This window comes from Mannheimia haemolytica, from assembly GCA_900638155.1.
Taxonomy (GTDB): Bacteria; Pseudomonadota; Gammaproteobacteria; order Enterobacterales; family Pasteurellaceae; genus Mannheimia; species Mannheimia glucosida.
Genome location: LR134495.1, coordinates 347,835 through 367,441, shown reverse-complemented (window position 1 = coordinate 367,441; position 19,607 = coordinate 347,835). Strand labels below are relative to the sequence as shown.

Annotated in this window: 22 protein-coding genes and 1 pseudogene; 16 read left to right on the top strand and 7 right to left on the bottom strand. The window is 39.9% G+C overall.

The window, feature by feature from the left end; translation table 11 throughout:
* Positions 1-22: 22 nt before the first annotated feature.
* Complete coding sequence (locus EL242_RS01990) at positions 23-1,378, bottom strand: PTS ascorbate transporter subunit IIC (RefSeq protein WP_126301299.1); 1,356 nt, start codon at positions 1,376-1,378, stop codon at positions 23-25.
* A gap of 12 nt (positions 1,379-1,390) precedes the next feature.
* The gene (locus EL242_RS01985) at positions 1,391-1,660 is read right to left on the bottom strand and encodes a PTS sugar transporter subunit IIB (protein WP_126301298.1); all 270 of its coding nucleotides are present in this window, start codon (positions 1,658-1,660) and stop codon (positions 1,391-1,393) included.
* Between the two features lie 230 nt (positions 1,661-1,890).
* Here EL242_RS01985 and EL242_RS01980 point away from each other — a divergent pair, with 230 nt between their 5' ends.
* The 7 genes from EL242_RS01980 (at position 1,891) to rplL (ending at position 6,564) form a co-directional block, all read left to right on the top strand.
* Entirely contained in the window at positions 1,891-2,913 is a 1,023-nt protein-coding gene (locus tag EL242_RS01980; protein ID WP_126301297.1) for a LacI family DNA-binding transcriptional regulator, read from the top strand.
* Positions 2,914-3,026: 113 nt separating this feature from the next.
* Positions 3,027-3,440, top strand: a complete 414-nt coding sequence (gene secE / locus EL242_RS01975) for a preprotein translocase subunit SecE (RefSeq protein ID WP_006248761.1) — start codon at positions 3,027-3,029, stop codon at positions 3,438-3,440.
* A gap of 1 nt (position 3,441) precedes the next feature.
* Complete coding sequence (gene nusG / locus EL242_RS01970; RefSeq protein ID WP_006248760.1) at positions 3,442-4,005, top strand: transcription termination/antitermination protein NusG; 564 nt, start codon at positions 3,442-3,444, stop codon at positions 4,003-4,005.
* Positions 4,006-4,237: 232 nt separating this feature from the next.
* Entirely contained in the window at positions 4,238-4,666 is a 429-nt protein-coding gene (rplK, locus tag EL242_RS01965; RefSeq protein WP_006248758.1) for a 50S ribosomal protein L11, read from the top strand.
* A gap of 4 nt (positions 4,667-4,670) precedes the next feature.
* A complete protein-coding gene (gene rplA, locus EL242_RS01960; protein WP_025218160.1) occupies positions 4,671-5,360 on the top strand; it encodes a 50S ribosomal protein L1 in 690 nt (229 codons plus the stop codon).
* A gap of 285 nt (positions 5,361-5,645) precedes the next feature.
* A complete protein-coding gene (rplJ, locus tag EL242_RS01955; protein WP_006248749.1) occupies positions 5,646-6,137 on the top strand; it encodes a 50S ribosomal protein L10 in 492 nt (163 codons plus the stop codon).
* 58 nt (positions 6,138-6,195) lie between these two features.
* Entirely contained in the window at positions 6,196-6,564 is a 369-nt protein-coding gene (gene rplL / locus EL242_RS01950) for a 50S ribosomal protein L7/L12 (protein ID WP_006248748.1), read from the top strand.
* A 106-nt stretch (positions 6,565-6,670) separates the two neighbouring features.
* Here rplL and EL242_RS01945 read toward each other — a convergent pair whose 3' ends face one another.
* On the bottom strand, positions 6,671-7,501 hold the full coding sequence (locus EL242_RS01945; protein ID WP_006251930.1) for an alpha/beta hydrolase: 831 nt from the start codon (positions 7,499-7,501) through the stop codon (positions 6,671-6,673).
* Between the two features lie 225 nt (positions 7,502-7,726).
* Between EL242_RS01945 and EL242_RS01940 the strand changes: the two genes are divergently transcribed.
* The 3 genes and pseudogenes from EL242_RS01940 to EL242_RS11545 all read left to right on the top strand — a co-directional run bounded on the left by EL242_RS01940 (position 7,727) and on the right by EL242_RS11545 (position 11,329).
* A complete protein-coding gene (locus EL242_RS01940) occupies positions 7,727-9,268 on the top strand; it encodes a YjjI family glycine radical enzyme (protein WP_006252591.1) in 1,542 nt (513 codons plus the stop codon).
* Between the two features lie 2 nt (positions 9,269-9,270).
* Positions 9,271-10,059 carry a 4Fe-4S cluster-binding domain-containing protein gene (locus tag EL242_RS01935; RefSeq protein ID WP_126301296.1) on the top strand — a complete coding sequence of 263 codons (789 nt, stop codon included), beginning with the start codon at positions 9,271-9,273 and terminating at the stop codon, positions 10,057-10,059.
* A 12-nt stretch (positions 10,060-10,071) separates the two neighbouring features.
* Positions 10,072-11,329: pseudogene (locus tag EL242_RS11545) on the top strand (NupC/NupG family nucleoside CNT transporter).
* A 78-nt stretch (positions 11,330-11,407) separates the two neighbouring features.
* Here EL242_RS11545 and EL242_RS01920 read toward each other — a convergent pair.
* From EL242_RS01920 to EL242_RS01905, 4 genes are all read right to left on the bottom strand, one after another.
* A complete protein-coding gene (locus tag EL242_RS01920) occupies positions 11,408-13,444 on the bottom strand; it encodes an adhesin (RefSeq protein WP_126301293.1) in 2,037 nt (678 codons plus the stop codon).
* 9 nt (positions 13,445-13,453) lie between these two features.
* Positions 13,454-14,791, bottom strand: a complete 1,338-nt coding sequence (gene rimO / locus EL242_RS01915) for a 30S ribosomal protein S12 methylthiotransferase RimO (protein WP_006248447.1) — start codon at positions 14,789-14,791, stop codon at positions 13,454-13,456.
* Between the two features lie 154 nt (positions 14,792-14,945).
* Positions 14,946-15,638, bottom strand: a complete 693-nt coding sequence (gene mtnN / locus EL242_RS01910; protein ID WP_126301292.1) for a 5'-methylthioadenosine/S-adenosylhomocysteine nucleosidase — start codon at positions 15,636-15,638, stop codon at positions 14,946-14,948.
* Positions 15,639-15,695: 57 nt separating this feature from the next.
* On the bottom strand, positions 15,696-15,917 hold the full coding sequence (locus EL242_RS01905; protein WP_006248450.1) for a SlyX family protein: 222 nt from the start codon (positions 15,915-15,917) through the stop codon (positions 15,696-15,698).
* Between the two features lie 87 nt (positions 15,918-16,004).
* Between EL242_RS01905 and fkpA the strand changes: the two genes are divergently transcribed.
* The 6 genes from fkpA (at position 16,005) to EL242_RS01875 (ending at position 19,533) form a co-directional block, all read left to right on the top strand.
* Entirely contained in the window at positions 16,005-16,730 is a 726-nt protein-coding gene (gene fkpA / locus EL242_RS01900; RefSeq protein WP_126301291.1) for an FKBP-type peptidyl-prolyl cis-trans isomerase, read from the top strand.
* 96 nt (positions 16,731-16,826) lie between these two features.
* A complete protein-coding gene (locus EL242_RS01895; RefSeq protein WP_126301290.1) occupies positions 16,827-17,483 on the top strand; it encodes a transcriptional regulator in 657 nt (218 codons plus the stop codon).
* A complete protein-coding gene (gene tusD, locus EL242_RS01890) occupies positions 17,483-17,860 on the top strand; it encodes a sulfurtransferase complex subunit TusD (RefSeq protein WP_006248453.1) in 378 nt (125 codons plus the stop codon). The genes EL242_RS01895 and tusD overlap by 1 nt, the downstream gene beginning before the upstream one ends.
* Before the next feature lies 1 nt (position 17,861).
* Positions 17,862-18,233 carry a sulfurtransferase complex subunit TusC gene (gene tusC, locus EL242_RS01885; RefSeq protein ID WP_126301289.1) on the top strand — a complete coding sequence of 124 codons (372 nt, stop codon included), beginning with the start codon at positions 17,862-17,864 and terminating at the stop codon, positions 18,231-18,233.
* A gap of 9 nt (positions 18,234-18,242) precedes the next feature.
* Entirely contained in the window at positions 18,243-18,518 is a 276-nt protein-coding gene (tusB, locus tag EL242_RS01880) for a sulfurtransferase complex subunit TusB (protein WP_126301288.1), read from the top strand.
* Positions 18,519-18,588: 70 nt separating this feature from the next.
* Positions 18,589-19,533 (top strand): hypothetical protein, encoded by a 945-nt coding sequence (locus EL242_RS01875; RefSeq protein WP_413463074.1) that lies wholly within the window; start codon positions 18,589-18,591, stop codon positions 19,531-19,533.
* The last annotated feature ends 74 nt before the right edge of the window (positions 19,534-19,607 follow it).

The following is a 19,607-nucleotide window of genomic DNA, read 5'->3' as shown; positions in this document are numbered from 1 at the left end:
AGCAAATAACATCTGATTTTAATTAGGCTTTCGGTTCTGCCGGTTTTTTCGCCAAATAATTATAGGCTACCAACAGAGCGAATAAGCCGACAATAATGAGCGTAATAATATTCTTATCGAAGTATTGAGCCATATAGCCTAACACAATCCCAATACCGCCGAAGTCTGAGTCAGAGAAGGTGGTGTTAGCAAAGCCAAGTGAACCTAGTACAGGTAATAAGAATACCGGTAAGAAAGTAATTAATATACCGTGAATAAAAGCCCCGATAATCGCACCACGACGTCCGCCGGTAGCATTTCCAAATACACCGGCAGTTGCACCACAGAAGAAATGTGGCACCACGCCTGGTAAAATTAACACCCAATTAAGTTGCCCTAGAATGGCTAAGCTTAAAATACCACCTAAGAAACTGGCAAGAAACCCGACTAATACCGCATTTGGAGCATAAGGGAAGACAATCGGGCAGTCGAGAGCCGGTTTCGCATCAGGTACTAATTTTTCGGAGAAGCCGGTAAATGCCGGGACGATCTCAGCTAAAATTAAACGAACCCCTTGCAAAATGACATAAACACCGGCTGCAAACGTGATGGCTTGAATGGTGGCATACACTAAATAATGTTGTCCACCGCTTAATGTGGAAACGTATTCACTGCCTGAAGCAATGGCGAGAATATAGTAAATCGCCATCATCGTGAGTGAAATAGAAATGGAGCTATCACGCAAGAAGCCGAGGTTTTTGGGTAAATCCATTTCTTCGGTAGATTTAGAGCCTTTGCCTACCAGTTGCCCGATTGAACCGGCAAGCACGTAGCCCAATGTGCCGAAATGACCTAAGGCAACATCATTGCTACCGGTCACTTTTTTCATATAGAAGTGAGCGATAGTCGGGAAAAATGCCATAATTAACCCTAAGGTTAATGCCCCGACAAAGACGAGCTGAATACCTTCAAAGCCGGCAACGGTTAGGATTACGCCTATCATACACGCCATATAGAAAGTATGGTGTCCGGTTAAGAAAATGAATTTTAGGCGGGTAAAACGTGCAATTAAAATATTGGCTACCATACCGAATGCCATAATTAGCGCAGTCGCCGTACCATATTTTTCGATTGCCATAGATACAATCGCTTCGTTATTAGGGATAATGCCTTGCACGTTGAAGGCGTGCTCAAACATACCGCCTAAAGGAGTTAGGGAGCTTAAAAGTACCGTTGCACCACCGCTTAATACTAAGAAGCCTAAAATAGTTTTAATGGTTCCTTTAACAATATCGGATACCGATTTTTTCTGTGCAACTAAACCGACCAGGGCAATTAAACCCACTAGAACGGAAGGCACTTTGAGAATATCTAATATAAAAAAGAGTAGCGATTCCATATAACATCCCCGTTATTGGTTAAAGTAAGCGGTCAATTTTTCTTCAAATTCTGCTAATCCAACAATGTTTTTTACCACGATGAGTTTTTCTTCCGGTACATTGCTGCTTGTGGCAATATCTTTTGCCATCACAAATAAATCAGCATCATCAACAACAACGGAGGAAAGGTCGGTATGACTCACTTCCGCTTCGACTCCGAGTTTCGTCAATACTTTTTTAATGTTCATTTCCATCATAAAGCTGCTACCTAAGCCGGAACCACATACTGCCATAATTTTCATAGTAAATCTCCATTAAAGGTGAATGAATGGTTGTCTGAATTTTGAACTGCAGAAATACTATAAAATAGAAATGTTAACGCTACCAAACAGAAAATATTAAAAATGTGATAGCGTTAACATTTTTAGTATTTAATTGGATAAAAAATAATTAGTTGGTATTTTGTTCTGATCTTTCTAAATAGGAAAATTAAGGATTTAGCCATATAATATGGCCCAATTAGGAAAATAGTATGGCAAATGGAACAAGTAGAAATCGAAGATCTTCGGGCAGAGTCACTTTAGCTGATGTAGCTAAAGTTGTTGGTGTTGGACAGATGACAGTATCTCGTGCTTTGCGTACACCAGAAATGGTGTCGGAGCCACTACGTAAACGGATTGAAGAGGCAATCATTGAACTAGGATATATTCCGCATTTTTCTGCTCGGCAATTAGCTTCTGCAGAATCACATAATTTGGTCATTGTGACGACGTCGATTAGCTCAACGGAAAATACCTTAATTTTATCGGCATTACGCAAAAGCTTGGCGGATTCCGCATTGCAAATGGTGATTTTGATCGCTGATCAAGAATCTTGGTTTCAAGAACTGATTAATCATGCTCCTCAAGCGATAGTGTTTTTGAATTTAGATTGCCCTCCTAATGCCCGTGAGTGGATTAAAAACAGCAATATCCCTACCGTAGAAATAGGTGCGATAAAAAAAGAACCGATTCATCTCAGTGTTGGAATTGATAGCCACGAAGCAATGGAGAAAATGATCCATTTTTTGGTGAAAAAAGGCTATCGAGAGATTGGATTATTATCGGCGAAGCAAGATTTATCCATCTTCAAACAATATTTAGAAAGTTGGCATACGACTTTATTTGCACATCATATTTCTCCTTTAAAAATCCACCACGTAGTAGAGGATATTTCGTTTTCGGCAGGAGCAACTTTGTTGACTGAAGCCCTTCTAAATTGGGAAGCAATAGATGCATTGGTTTTTTTATCCGATGAATTGGCTTGCGGAGCATTATATGAAGCATTACGCCGACATATGAGCATTCCAAAAGATCTTGCGATTGCCGGTTTAGGTGGTTTAGAAGTGGGGAGTATTTCCTACCCTAAATTGACAACCATTGCGATCCCTTACGAGCAAATGGGAAAAATAGCAGGTAAACAACTACTTACTCTTTTGAGTGGTAAAACCTTATCAGCAGAAGAGATGATTGTTAAATTACCGACTAAGCTAGTGATTCGTGATAGCACCGCATAATATTGATTTTGCATAAAAATCTATAAAAGATCGTGGCAAGTCTTGTAGAAAATGATAGAATTTAACGCTTTAAAATAATTTCTGATTTTTTTATTCATTTTTTTAGGTTATATATGGCTACTGAGATTAAAACAAAAACCCCCGAGCAAGTCGAACAAAAAGGGGGGAAAAGCAAAGGTGCAAATACAGCATTATGGCTGGTTGCGATTGTATTTTTAGCAGTTGCTGCGGTAGGTAATGCCTATTTTTCATCTCATTTTTCATTAATTGTTCGAGTGCTTTTATTGGTGGTGTTGCTAGTTGGTGCTGTTGCACTAGCGGCAATTACAAATCAGGGGCAAAAGGCAATTCATTTTATTAAAGAGTCTCGAACCGAACTACGCAAAATTATTTGGCCGACACGCCCTGAAGCAACACAAACCACCTTGATTGTATTGGCAATGTGCGTAGTAGTTTCCTTGGTTTTATGGGGTATTGACTCAATCATCGTCGCATTAATTACATTTGTAACAAGTTTAAGGTTCTAAAATGAGTGAAGTAGAAGTGAAAGAAAATGGCTCAAAACGCTGGTATGTATTACAGGCGTTTTCAGGCTTTGAAAACCGTGTGGCAGTAACATTGCGTGAATACATTAAGCTTCACAAAATGGAAGAGCAGTTTGGTGAAGTATTAGTGCCAACCGAAGAAGTCGTTGAAAATGTGGGCGGTAAACGCCGTAAAACCGAGCGTAAATTCTTCCCAGGTTATGTATTGGTTGAAATGGAAATGAATGACGATACTTGGCATTTAGTGAAAAGTGTGCCTCGTGTAATGGGCTTTATTGGTGGTACGGCAGATCGCCCCGCACCAATTACCAAACGTGAAGCAGACCGCATTTTAAACCGTGTACAAGAAACGGCGGAAAAACCACGCCACAGAAAAGAATTCCAACCGGGCGAAAGCATTTTGGTTACAGAAGGTCCGTTTGCAGATTTCTCCGGTACGGTCGAAGAAGTGGATTACGAAAAAGGTCGCTTAAAAGTATCGGTGTCGATTTTTGGTCGTGCAACACCGGTAGAATTAGAATTCAGTCAAGTGGAAAAGCAGAGCTAATTTCAATTAATTTCACACACAAGCGGTTATTTTTCTCAATTTTTTGCAAAATTCAGCGGAAAAAAGACCGCTTGTAACAAGATTTATTCAACAAAGCGAAAGTTTTGCTTGAAAAATAGTCGCAAATTCTTTAAAATTTGCGACCTATTACGAGCCAGCCTGCTGACTCGTATTTTTTATGTAACAGGGGAGCTGATTTTCAGCGTTATCACCCATTTAGAGGAAAATTAAAATGGCAAAAAAAGTCCAAGCCTACGTTAAACTGCAAGTTGCAGCAGGTATGGCTAACCCATCACCACCAGTTGGTCCTGCATTAGGTCAACAAGGTGTTAACATTATGGAATTCTGTAAAGCATTCAACGCTCGTACTGAGAGCTTAGAGAAAGGTTTACCGATTCCGGTTGTTATCACAGTTTACGCTGATAAATCTTTCACATTCGTTACCAAAACTCCACCGGCAGCAGTATTACTGAAAAAAGCGGTAGGTATCAAATCTGGTTCTGGTAAACCGAATAAAGATAAAGTGGGTACAGTAACTCAAGAGCAAATCCGTCAAATCGCTGAAACTAAAGCAGCAGATATGACAGGTGCGACTATCGAAACCAAAATGAAATCAATCGCTGGTACAGCTCGCTCAATGGGCTTAATCGTAGAGGAATAATACAATGGCTAAATTGACTAAAAAAATGAAAGCAATTAAAGCTGGTGTAGATTCTACTAAAGCTTATGACATCAACGAAGCAGTTGAAGTGTTAAAAAAATTCGCAACCGCTAAATTCGTTGAAAGCGTTGATGTTGCAGTAAACTTAGGGATTGACCCTCGTAAATCAGACCAAAACGTGCGTGGTGCAACAGTATTACCACACGGTACAGGTCGTACAGCTCGTGTTGCTGTGTTTACACAAGGTGCAAACGCAGAAGCAGCAAAAGCAGCGGGTGCTGACTTAGTGGGTATGGAAGATCTTGCAGAGCAAATCAAGAAAGGCGAAATGAACTTTGATGTTGTTATCGCTTCTCCTGATGCAATGCGTGTTGTAGGTCAATTAGGTCAAGTATTAGGTCCACGCGGCTTAATGCCAAACCCGAAAGTAGGTACAGTAACACCAAACGTTGCAGAAGCGGTTAAAAATGCTAAATCTGGTCAGATCCGCTACCGTAACGACAAAAACGGTATTATCCACACTACTATCGGTAAAGCAGACTTCTCAGCTGAACAATTAAAAGATAACTTAAACGCATTGTTAGCTGCTTTAACAAAAGCAAAACCAACAACAGCAAAAGGTATCTTCATCAAGAAAGTAAGCATCTCTACTACAATGGGTGCTGGTGTTGCAGTTGATCAAGCATCACTTTAATTTCTAACAGAAGTTAAACTTTACAGGGTCGCAGATTATCTGTATAATTTGCGACCTTAACTTGCGAGAGCAAGCTGATGGTGCTTAGCCTATCTAAGCCCCGTCTAAGACTGTAGGGGTGAAAACTTAATAATCCTACATAGATGGTGAACAGACAGAATTCTCTGCTTCTGGACACCTTAGGCTCAAAGAAGATTGCAGTTTGTAGCAATGCAAGCGGTAATATTTTTGGGATTTTTTGTAAATTCTGCTTGAAAAGGCAGAGTGTATCAGGAGCTAAAACCAATGGCATTAAATCTTCAAGACAAACAAGCGATTGTTGCTGAAGTAAACGAAGCTGCCAAAGGTGCACTTTCAGCTGTTGTTGCGGATTCTCGCGGTGTAACAGTTGAAAAAATGACTGAGTTACGTAAAGCAGCTCGTGAAGCTGGTGTGACAATGCAAGTTGTACGTAATACTTTATTACGTCGTGCAGTGGAAGGCACCGAGTTCGAGTGCTTAACAGATACGTTTACCGGTCCGACTCTTATCGCATTCTCAAATGAACACCCAGGTGCAGCAGCACGTTTATTCACTGAATTTGCGAAAACAAACAAAGAGTTTGAACTTAAAGGTGCAGCCTTTGAAGGTAAAAAACAAGATGTTGCATTCTTAGCAACCTTACCAACTTACGAAGAAGCAATTGCACGTTTAATGGGCACAATGAAAGAAGCTGCGGCAGGCAAACTTGTTCGCACTCTTGCAGCATTACGCGATCAAATGGAAGCAGCAGCTTAATTTTAAGCACTCTTCTTTATTCGTTTAACAACTTATTTTACTTTAGGAATCGATTGTTATGTCATTAACTAACGAACAAATCATTGAAGCGATTGCTTCTAAATCAGTATCAGAAATCGTTGAATTAATCACTGCGATGGAAGAAAAATTCGGTGTTTCAGCAGCGGCAGCAGTAGCAGCAGCTCCAGCAGCAGGCGCAGCGGCAGCAGAAGAGAAAACTGAGTTTGATGTAGTATTAGCAGAAGCTGGTGCAAACAAAGTTGCTGTAATCAAAGCAGTACGTGGTGCAACAGGTTTAGGCTTAAAAGAAGCTAAAGACTTAGTAGAATCAGCTCCAGCTGCATTAAAAGAAGGCATCTCTAAAGCAGAAGCTGAAGCACTTAAGAAAGAATTAGAAGAAGCTGGCGCGAAAGTAGAAATCAAATAATTTTTGATTTATTTTGTCAGAACTTCAAGTTCAACAAACCCCGATGGAAACATCGGGGTTTTGTTTTTTCAGAATTGTGTAATGTAGATATGATTACCTTTATCCATTACTTGCGCAGCAGTGAAAAATGTAAAAATTCCACAAAGTGATCTGCCCAGTGCATTTCGTGGTGGATTTCATTTGCCATAATCCGCAGGCGGATATTGTCTAACGGCACGCCAATCCGAATCAGTGCTTGGTAGTAATTGAGCGAACAATCAATATAGGTTTGGTTCGTATTAGAGATAAAGTGCGAATCGATTTCATCGCCTTCGTTAGTGCCAACCTGAATAAACACTTTGGTATTGGGTTGTAACGGATATTGGTGCGTAAAACGCAGAAAATCCGGCTCACTAAACCAAGAGGCAAGCGAAAACACCCCTAAATGCCCGAAAATATGTGGGTAGCGGCTGCCCATATAAGCGGTGATAATGCCACCCATTGAACTGCCTGCCAATAAGGTATGTTCTTGCTGAGGCTTGGTGCGATAGTGAATATCAATAAAGGGTTTAACCGTTTCCACCACCCATTTGGCATATTCCTCCCCTAAGCCTCCGGCATTTCGGGTTTCAGGGGTTGAGCCGGTGGTTGTTTTCCACGGGCCGTATTCATTTAAGCGATTAGCTCCTGCGTTATCAATGCCGACAATAATCATCTTCGGTAATTCTTGGTGTGATTTAATGGTTGGAATAATTTTCCAAGAATGCCCCGAATAAGACTCTTTGCTGTAAAACACATTTTGCCCGTCGTGCATATATAACACCGGATAACGTTCCCAACCTTCGTTGTGATAATCCTTCGGCAATAGTACCCGAATGCGGCGGTGATGGTGTAAATAGGGAACATATAAAAAATGCTCCTGCATTTCTAAATAGTGGTTAAGTGGTTTTTGTACCATCAGTCTGTCCTTTTGCTTAAATTGTGGCGTATTTTACACCTTAATCAGTCTGAGTTAAAACAAGCGGTCAGAAAAAGTCAAAAATTTGCAAATTGCTGTTACCTAACGCAATCGGTTGCCTTATGCTTTTGAGGAATATAAAAGAGAAACTGTGATCTAAGTCACAGCAATTTTTATTCGGTTTGACTAAAATCCGAACTATCACTTAATAGAGAGGAAAATGTTATGCAGGCTTCATTACAAGATATTCTTGAGGTAGTAAAAGCAAAAAATCTCACTTATCAGCAAAAATTGATGAGTTTAGGCAATATTGCTGAGCGGTTATTTAACCCGATTGAACTACTTGGCTACACTGAAGAAGAGTGGGAACACATTGAAAATCAGATGATTTGCGATTTAAATGAAGGTTATGCGATTTATCGCCCACGTTATATTTTGCCTGATTATAATGTGTATATGCAAAAAGGTTGCCAATTCTTAGATTTACCTCCGCCAACCAATTTAGATGAAGCCTTAGACGGCTTGTTAATTCTGTATTCACACGTTCCGTCCATTACTACTTTTCCGGTGTATATCGGGCGTTTAGACCAACTGTTAGAACCGTTTATAACCGATGAAGAGCAAGATTACATTAAAATCAAGCGTTTCTTAAATCATATCGATAAAACCATTTCCGATTCTTTCTGCCACGCTAACATCGGGCCGAATGACACCAAAGCCGGTCGTTTAATCTTAAAAGCGGTGATTGAGCTTGAAAACACTACACCGAATATGACGATTCGTTATGATAAAACCAAAACATCGCGTGAATTTGCCGAACTGGCGGCGAAAGCGTGCTTGTTGGTGTCCAAACCGTCTTTTGCTAATGATGCCTACTACATTCAAGATTTAGGCGAAGAATACGGAATTGCAAGCTGTTATAACGCCTTACCGGAATGTGGCGGTGCTTACACTCTGACCCGCCTGCGTTTAGGTACTATCGGGCGTGCTTGTGCGAGTGTTGAACAAATGGTCAATGAGATGCTGCCGAAAGTGGCAAAACTCGCCCTTTCCACGATGGATAAACGGCATAAATTCTTGGTGGAAGAAAGCAATTTCTTTGAAAGTAGCTTCTTGGTTCAGGAGGGCTTTATCAAACGTACTAACTTCACAAGTATGATTGCGATTGTAGGTCTTGCCGATGCGGTGAATCATTTACTCAAGCAAGAAGGTTTAAATGAAACCTTTGGGCAAAGCAAACGTGGCGATGAAATTGCGACGCTGATTATGGATAAGCTCCAAGCAGTAAATGACGCTCATAAAGGGCTGTATGTTGAACGAACCAATAACCAATATCTGTTACACGCTCAAGTGGGGGCAAATAACCACGCTGAAGACAAAATGAACACGCCGGCACACCGCATTCGTGTGGGCGAAGAGCCAACCTTATTGGCACACTTAAAACAGTCTGCTCCTTTCCATAAATATTTCCCATCCGGTACGGGGGATTTATTCGCCTTTGACCAAACCTACACTGATCATTTAGATGCGGTGGTGGATATTATTGACGGCTCGTTCGCCCAAGGTTATCGCTACATTACCACTTACCTGAAAAATACTGATTTGATTCGAGTGACAGGCTACTTGGTGAAAAAAAGCGAGGTTGAACGTTATCGCAAAGGCGAAGCGGTATTGCGTGATACCACTTGGTATGGTTCAGGCACCGATGATTGTGCGAAAGTGTTCGACCGCCAGCTGCGTGATGAAGAAAATGTGAATGCAGGGTAACAATGGCTGCACTTTCTGAGATTTTTGTGCCGTTACACCGCATTATCCCCTTCTCGAATGTAGAAGGGCAGGGCAATCGTACCAGCATTTTTCTACAAGGTTGCAAGCTGAATTGCCTGTATTGCCATAACCCGGAAACCATTCCACGTTATAGCAAGGAAGCAAAACAGGTTAGCTTGCAATACTTGTACGATCAAGTGATGGAGGCAGTTCCCTTTATTCGAGGAGTCACTATTTCGGGTGGAGAGCCAACCATTCATCATAAAAAATTAGTGCCACTGTTCGAGGCGTTGCGTGAGCAAGGGCTAACCTGTTATTTAGACAGCAGCGGCTTTTTTGATTTTGAGGCAACAGAGCCGTTAATTAATGTTACCGATAAATTTCTGTTCGATCTCAAAGGAGATGGGGCGGGCTTACAAACGCTATGCTTTGATCGGAAAAACCAAGCCGGCAAAGTGCCTGAACAGGCTCTTCCAAACGTGAATCATATTAAACCTGAAAACTTGGCACGCAATTTGCAAAATTTAGCCAAATTATTACCGCTCGATAAGGTGGAAGAAGTGCGTTTGGTTTACCTTAATCAGTTTTATGATGCCCATCAGTTACTGGAAAAAGTGGCGGTATTGCTAAAACCTTATCCAGATGTGCTACTTAAAATTATTCGGGTGCATACCAAAGGAGCAAGAGATGAATCAGGCTTGGCTCGTTTTGTGCCGACTATCGAACAGACAAATGAACTCGTGGAATTTGCTAAGCAGAGTGGCATTAATAAAATTATTACTATTTACTAATGGAGACTTACGATGGATATACTAATTAGCATAATTGGTGTTTTTGTGTTATTAGGGCTAGGTATTTTATTGTCAAATAATCGCAAAGCTATTAAATTTCGCACAATTTTTGGCGCGTTAGCGATTCAAATTGGTTTTGCTGCCCTTATTCTTTACTTCCCCGCGGGAAGAAATGCATTGCTAGCTACTGCAAATTGTGTGAGCAATATTATTAATTATGGTAACGAAGGTATTAGCTTTGTGTTTGGCAATTTAGCGAATCCGAGTAATAGCAGCATTGGTTTTGTGTTTGCGGTTAAAGTATTGCCTATTATTATCTTCTTCTCTGCGTTAATTTCAATGCTTTACTACCTTGGTGTGATGCAATGGGTGATTAAAATTATTGGTGGAGCATTACAAAAAACACTAGGCACTTCCAAGGCAGAATCAATGTCAGCGGCAGCTAATTATTTTTGTTGGTCAGACAGAAGCTCCTCTAGTTGTAAAACCATACATTAGCCGTATGACAGAGTCAGAATTATTTGCCATTATGGTTGGTGGAACTGCTTCAATTGCTGGTTCCGTTATGGCTGGTTATGCCGGAATGGGCGTTCCTTTAACTTATCTTATTGCGGCCTCCTTTATGGCTGCACCAGCTGGGTTACTATTTGCTAAATTAATGTATCCTCAAACGGAAACCTTGGAGAGTAAAGCAGATGACAATGTTGAAGTTGAAAAGCCAAATAACGTGGTTGAGGCCCTAGCTAATGGTGCTAGTGCAGGTGTTACTTTGGCTATTAATGTCGGTGCTATGTTAATAGCATTTATTGCAGTGATCGCTTTATTAAATGGCTTTATTGGTGGCATTGGTAATTGGTTTGGTTATGAGGGGCTAACCTTACAAATTTTATTAGGTTATTTATTCCAACCACTTGCTTTCTTAATCGGTGTGCCGTGGCAAGATGCCGATATTGCAGGTCAAATGATAGGTATGAAACTTGCTGTTAATGAATTTGTCGGCTACCTTGAGTTTGCTAAATATTTACAGCCTGATGCTGTGGTGCAATTAAGCGATAAAACTAAGGCAATCATTACTTTTGCTTTATGTGGTTTTGCAAACTTTAGTGCAATTGCGGTATTGATTGGTGGTATCGGAAGTATGGCACCAAGTCGGCGTTCAGATATTGCTCGTTTAGGTTTAAAAGCAGTGATTGGTGGAACCTTAGCTAATCTAATGAGTGCAACTATTGCTGGTTTCTTTATTGGTTTAAGTGGTGCCGCATTAGGCTGATACAAGCGGTTAAATTTACTCAATTTTTTGCAAAAAGCCCAAGTAAGTCAAATGATTACTTGGGCTTTGTTTTATGGGCTAGCTTTCAGTTTCGATTTTTGCTGTCTTTTTTCTAGTCGTTTTTTTTGCTGTGTTATTCTTTTCTGCTTTGGCTGTTTTTGTTTTCGAAGTTGTCTGTTTTTTTGTGGATTGGCTAGCAGTAGCTGCTTTTCTTACTTTCTTTGTTTTAACTTCTACTTCCGCATTTTTAGGGTTTTTATCCGCTAACCATGCCTGCACTTTAGCTAAGAATATTTGTCCCATCGGGCGAGGATCGCCAGAAAATAATGTTTGTAATTTATTATTTTCAATAATGTCGCGCCTAATTGCTAAGCGTTCTTCGTGGTTTTCCACTAAACGAATAGCTTGGGTAACGTATTCCTCTGCTGTTTGGGTAATTAACCAATTAGGTAGCCCGAGGCGCTTAAATAAACCTTCATCAATATGTTCATGAACTTCAGGGCCTGTTTTACAGACACCAACTAAACCAAGCGTAACCATATCGATAATACCGTTTGTATTTCCAAATGGGAATGGATTTAGCATCATATCGCAATTATGTAGAATATTTAGATATTCATCATATGGCGAATGCGGGTGTGCGGTTGCATCATTTCCTAAATAGCTTTTGATAAAACGTTCCACATAAGGATGCGTAATTCCACTAGATTGCCCTAATGCAAAATGGAAATGAGTTTTTACCTTCGCCCTATCACGAATGGCTTTCAATGCCTCTAAGAAATATGGGTTTAATTTCATAGTGGTTGATGCAATTCCGATATGGATAACCTCTGGATTTTCACGTAGGTTATAGACCACATTTTTAGGCGCTAATGCGGAAGGCACATAGGGTAGCGCATCTTTTGGAAGACGTAATAATTGCTCACTAAAGCAGCTTTCGGAACCAACATAGTCATCTTCTACGATAACATATTCAATAAAATCAGAGTGTGTGGTTGCTGGATGACCTAGCGCAACAGCTTGAATTGGCGCTAGGCGAGTGTTACTGGCGAAAATAGTGGTTAAATCCATTCCAATGCTTGGCATATAGAATACGGCTGGATTATTTTTATCACAGATATTTTTTAAAAAGCTTAAGCGGTCAAAGAGAGATCCATCTTGTGGTAATAAATGAAATTCGTCGAATACTTGTCGTCCCATTTCGTCTACTGCATCACTACCTAGCCCAATAAGATGGAAATGTTCGCGTGCAGCAATCATTGAGGTTGAATGAGTGCGATAAATAGAATGTGATGAATGGAAATGCTCCAATAATACTACCATGACAGGCTTATTATTTCTGGTGCCAAGTTGTTCAATTTTTCTATCTTCCCAACCGATAGAAAGCAAATGACGACGAATTACAGCATTTAACGACCGTTTTACATTATGTTTATTGGCTTCAATATCATAACTGCAATGCATATAAACATCGTGTGAGATGGCACTCGGTAGCTTGTTTAAGTTTTCAATTTGCGCTAATTTTTCTGGGAACCATTGCAAAATAGCCGCGCGTTTTGCAAAAGCAGAGGATGTACCAATAAATCTAGGTGATTGGAGTGCAAAACAAAGTGATGCGGTGAGATCTGATGAAGCATTCCATGCAGCATCTAGATTCAATAAAATATTAGATTCCGGTAAGTATAAAATACAGAACTTAATTAGTGCTTGTAATGTGGCATCTAAATCAACCGTATTTGGATTAGCAGATTCTTTATTTCTATTGTAAGTACGCAAGATATGGTCTGCGTTTACGTATGGAGAACTGGCAAAAATTAATGCTATCCAGCGTTGTAATGTCAGAAAACGCATAGCACCGTGTTCGGAGATCTCTAATGCAGGATCTTCAAACAAGCGAGTAATCGCTACCGCCATTCGAGTACAGAAATAGATAGCTTTATCATTTTCTAAATTTTCAATCTGCTCTGGCATATTCAATTCAATATTGGAAATGCCACCAAAATTACTATCTAATTTTGAAAGGATAGACAGTAGCTCGGTACAAGCCGATTCATAATCTTTTTTCGCGACCGCCTGCTCAAAACGGATGACGCTAGGCATATTTTCTGCTGACATAATGTATCCTTAGTTGTTTAAAATTCCCCACAGATCATACTCATCTGCATGTGTAATGGTTACTGAAATAATTTGCCCTACTGTCACTAATTGGTTTGAAGGATTATCTACATAGACTACACCGTCAATTTCCGGTGCATCTGCCATTGAGCGACCGATAATGCCTTCTTCGTCAATGTCATCAATAATTACTTGTACGGTTTTGCCGATTTTTGCTTGTAAGCGAGCAGCGGAAATTTCTTGTTGTAGTTGCATAAAACGGTGGAAACGTTCCTCTTTTACTTCTTCCGGCACTTGATCCGGCATATCGGTAGCAACAGCACCTTCCACTGGGCTGAATTTAAAGCAACCAACACGATCTAACTGTGCTTCTTTTAAGAAATCGAGTAATAGTTGGAAATCTTCTTCTGTTTCACCCGGGAAGCCGACAATAAAGGTAGAACGCAGGGTTAATTCCGGGCAAATTTCACGCCATTTTTTAATGCGTTCTAAGGTTCTTTCAATCGAACCCGGACGTTTCATCGCTTTTAAAATTTTCGGGCTGGCGTGTTGGAGTGGAATATCCAAATACGGCAAGATTTTGCCGGCAGCCATTAATGGAATTAAATCGTCCACGTGTGGGTATGGGTAAACATAGTGCAAACGTACCCAAACGCCCATTGAGCCTAATTGCTCACATAGCGTAATTAAGTTACTTTTAATCGGCATACCGTTCCAGAAAACGGTTTTGGTTGCTTCTTCTTTTTTGCGATCTAACGAATAGGCAGAGGTGTCTTGTGAGACGATTAACAGCTCTTTTACCCCGGCATCAACTAGGCGTTTTGCTTCATCTAATACTTGCACGATAGAACGGCTTGCTAAATCGCCACGCATTGAAGGAATAATGCAGAAAGTGCAGCGATGATCGCAGCCTTCGGAAATTTTCAAATAAGCGTAATGCTTCGGTGTTAATTTAATCCCTTGTTTTGGCACTAAGCTGGTGTAAGGGTTAAATTCCGGTTTTGGCACATATTTATGGACGTGGTTCATTACCGCCTCATAGCTATGTGGCCCTGTAATTTCCAATACTTTAGGGTGTACCTCACGAATTTGGTTTTCTTTTGCTCCTAAACAGCCGGTGACAATTACTTTTCCGTTAGCTTCTAACGCTTCACCAATGCTTTCAAGAGATTCTTGTACTGCGGAATCAATAAAACCGCAGGTGTTTACAATCACAAGATCCGCATTTTCATAACTAGGGATGATGTTATAACCATCCGCACGCAGTTCGGTCAAAATACGTTCGGAATCAACTAAATTTTTAGGGCAGCCTAAGCTGATAAAACCAATATTTGGTGAAGCACTCATATAACTCTCAATAACTAAAAAGAAAAATGCCTACAATTTTTGTCTGTAGGCAAAAAACTAACAAGATTCTACAAAATCTTGCCCAAAATAGCGATAACAAGCGGTCAATTTTTAATAAACATTTACAAACTTGAAATTTCGCTAACAATTAAAATTAATCGATATTATTTAGCATTGCTAATACAATCGTGGAAGATTTTTCTGCGGCCAATGGCAGAAATTCTTCAAAAGAAAGGTGGGATTCTTTGTCCGCTACATCCGATACTGCTCTTACGATTACAAATGGAAGGTTAAAACCGTGACAAACCTGCGCAATGGCTGCAGCTTCCATTTCGACTGCAACGACATTCGGGAAATTCTGACGAATTTGATTAATCTTATCATTACCGTTAATAAAGGCATCGCCGCTACAGATTAAGCCTGAAACCACATTGTAACCGGCTTTTTTCGCTTCCTTTTGAGCTAATTCGACTAATTGCTCGTTTGGCGAAAATGCTGGCGGGTTTGCCGGTAGTTGCCCGATTTCATAACCAAAGGCGGTCACATCAACATCGTGATGACGAACTTCGGTTGAAATCAAAATATCACCTACGTTTAAATCTGGATCTAATCCACCGGCAGAGCCTGTATTAATAATCATATCCGGCTGGGTGAGCTGTATCAGTAAGGTAGTGCCGATGGCGGCAGCAACTTTGCCGATACCCGATTGTAATAATGCCACACGGGTGTTATTAATTTTGCCTTCAAAAATTTTACAACCTGCTAATTCAGTGACTTTAGGTTCAACCATTACTTGGCGTAAAATCTCAATTTCTTGTGCCATCGCACCAATAATACCAATTTTCATTACTTTCCTTCTCTAATGTATTGTTTATTTTTTGAAAAAAACGCTATTTTAATAGCATTAATAGTGAGGAGGGGGTGTTTCTTCTGCTTGTGAAGCAACTTGGCTTAGTTGAGCCCCTTTCAATTTCTCAGCAATATGGCGAATCTGAGTTTGTAACTTATCAATTGCAAATTGTTGCTCAATAAGTGCTTGATTTAACTCTTCAATAATCAGCTCTTGGAAAGCAACTTTAGTCTCCAATTCGGTAATTTTTGCCGATAATGTATAATTATTATCCATTTTTTACTAAAAAAAGGTTGTGTGAAACGGAATTACACTTTACCCTATCTACAATTTTCTTAACAGTTATTTTTATAAGGAAAAATTATGTTAAAAACCAAATTATCATTGTTTACTCTTATTGTTGGCGCACTTTTCAGTACAAATGTGATGGCGGAAGAAAAAGCAGATCCTAAATTTGTGGATGATTCCTCTTATGCCGTGGGTGTATTAATGGGTAAAAATATTAATGGTGTGATTGAATCACAAAAAGATATTTTTACCTATAACCAGGATAAAATCTTAGCCGGTGTTCAGGACACCTTAAAGAAAACCGGTAAATTAACCGATGAAGATTTGCAAAAGCAGTTAAAATCGTTAGATGCCTATTTATCTGCGAAAGAAGCAAAGATTAACGAAGAAAAAACCAAAGCAACGGTAGCTGCAGGCGACAAATTCCGTGCAGATTATAAAAAACAGTCTGGCGTAAAAGAAACGGCTTCAGGCTTGTTATATAAAATTGAAAAAGCAGGTGAAGGCAATTCACCAAAAGCGGAAGATACGGTGAAGGTGCATTACAAAGGCACTCTGACTGATGGCACAGTATTTGACAGCTCTTACGACCGTGGTGAGCCGATTGAATTTCAGTTAAATCAATTAATTCCAGGTTGGATTGAAGCGATTCCTATGTTGAAAAAAGGCGGTAAGATGGAAATTGTAGTGCCACCTGCATTAGCTTATGGTGATCGTGCCGCAGGCAAAATACCAGCAAATTCAACCTTGAAATTTGAAATTGAATTATTAGATTTTAAAGCAGCAGATGCTAAGAAATAATTCGTTATTCCTTAATTATTGAAGATACGTAAGCGGTTAGATTTATTATAATATTTGCAAAAAATGTGATAAAACTAACCGCTTGTAATTTGTATTATGACCAAAAAATTCACGCCTTTTTCTGACGAAGATCACGCCATTCTTGCTTCTTACTTTCCGATGGTAGATGGGATTGCGGCACTGATTGGTGAGCATTGCGAAATTGTATTGCATTCGTTAGAGTTTCTGGAACATTCGGCAATTTATATTGCTAACGGACACAATACTAACCGTAAAATCGGCTCTCCGATTACTGACCGTGCATTGAAATCGCTGCATCATATGGCAACGGATAGCGTCTCCAAACCTTATTTTACCAAGGCAAAAGGTGGCGTTTTAATGAAGTCTATCACTATTGCGATTCGTAATGGTAAGCAGCACGTTATCGGGTTACTGTGCATTAATATTAATTTGGAAGTTCCTACCTCACAGTTTCTCAATTCTTTTATTGCCCCTGTAGATACAGCTTCAGAAGTCACATTTGCCAGTTCAGTAGAAGATTTGGTTTCACAAACGATTCAAACGACGATTGATGATGTGATGGCAGATCGTCAAATTTCTAACAATAATAAAAACCGCCAAATTGTGATTTCGCTGTTTGAAAAAGGCATTTTTGATATTAAAGATGCGATCAACCAAGTGGCAGAGAAGTTGGATATTTCCCGCCACACCGTATATCTCTACATTCGACAAATCAAGCAGGATAGTGAGTAATGGATTATGTATTAGCGATAAAATCGCCGGTTTACGGTTCACAAGGGGCATTTTTAGCCTACCAAGTGGCGGAAGAATTATTAAAAGCCAATCATACAATTTGCCAAATATTCTTTTTTCAAGAAGGCGTGAGCAATGCTAATGCCTTAGTGAATCCAGCAAGCGATGAAGTGAATTTAGTCGAGATGTGGAAAAAATTGGCTAAATTGCACCGCTTGCCTCTGCATTTGTGCATTGCTGCTGCCCAGCGTAGAGGCGTGGTGGATGAGCAAATCTCAGCTAATGCAACACATAATTTAGCCGAAGGATTTACCCTAGCCGGGTTAGGCGAATTTAGCCAAGCAGTATTAAAAGCGGATCGATTACTGACTTTTTAAGATGAAGAAATATAAACTTGCCTTTTTATTTACCCAGCCACCTTTTGGTTCCGCAGTTAGCCGAGAGGGGCTAGATGCCCTGCTTGCAGCCAGTGCTTTTTGTGACGAGCAAGAGATAGCTATCTGCTTTATTAATGATGGTGTATTTAATCTCATTGCCGATCAACAACCAGAAAAACTCTTACAAAAAGACCATATTTCTACCTTCAAATTATTGGAATTGTATGACTTAACTGAATGTTTTATTTGCCAAGAAAGTGTAAGTTTACGAGGGCTGGATAATGCAGATTGGTTACTGCGAATGCTTCAATTTAAAACTCACGCTGAGATGATCGCATTGCTCAATCAAGCTGAAAAAGTAATGACGTTTTAAGGAATATTTATGCTTTATACCCTTTCCAAAGCGAATTATGATGAAGAAACCTTAAACTTCTTTTTCTCACATCTTAGTGAGAACGATGCGGTTGTTCTGTGGCAAGATGGCGTGCTACAAGCGGTCAAAAATCCGCAATTTTTTGCAAAATTGCCCCGTTGCTATTTATTGGCACAAGATGTGCAAGCTCGAGGATTGCAAGGGAAGCTCACTGCATTTCAGTGCATTTCATTATCCGAATTAGTCAAATTAACAGCGGTTTATTTTCCCCAGGTTGCACTGTAGCCTAGAGAGGATATTTTTTGTAATACCAAATAATTTAGATTATGATGTGATTCCTAAAAAGGAGAATATTATGAAAACAAAATGTCTTATTCCGTTACTAGCACTTACACCTGTTATGGTGATGGCAGAAGAAAATGACACTTGGGTAGACAAGAAACATGAAACAATAAGCACCACCTTAGATCGTTGGGCGAATAATATTAACAGTTGGCTAGGTGATGCAGACCCTGATAAACCGGGAACGGCTTCTTTACGGGTAATGTTAGATAGCCGTTGGGATAAACACGATAAATTTACTTATAAGCCCCGTGTTCGTGGTAAAATCAAACTCCCTATCTTGAAAAAGCGTCTAAATGTCGTATTTGGTGATGACGAACTGGATAATGAGCTTACCGATAAAAATCATGCTGGAAAATTGTATAAAAACGTCAATCCAAATAAACGCTATAATTCTCGTGAAGCGAGAGATTCGAACTCTTCTATTGGTTTACGTTGGTCTGATGGCATTAAGGCTTTAGGGATTGAGACCGATTTAGATGCTGGTATTCGTTCGGGAAGCGATATTTTCGGACGTTTACGCCTCAGTAAAGATTGGAAAATCACCGACCAGTTCAGCACCCGTCTAGAGCAGATTTATCGTTACGGTTCAGAGAGTAAGCACTATTTACGTACTAACTTTGAAAATAAATATACCGAAACGGATACCACCTTTATTATGAACCACACCAATTTTGAATATCGCCATGATGTAGATGAAGAAAGAAGTTGGGGAAATAGTTTATATCGGCAACATAACTTCAAACCACTCACGCACATCAGCTATGGTATCAGTATGGGGGGGCGTTTAGATAAAGAGTTATCAAAATTTAACTATTGGGGTCCATTTGTCTCCTATCGTCAACCAATCTGGCGCAACTGGCTCTTTATCCAGCCTGAAATCAGTTTTTATAACGACAAAGATAAAGATCGTAAGCACTTTATTCAGACATTTGTACGTTTAGAGGCTATCTTCTAGCTATTAAGCCTCAAGTAGAATCTTGGGGCTTGTTTTTGCAAGCGGTCAATTTGTTGCCAAAATTTACAAAATCC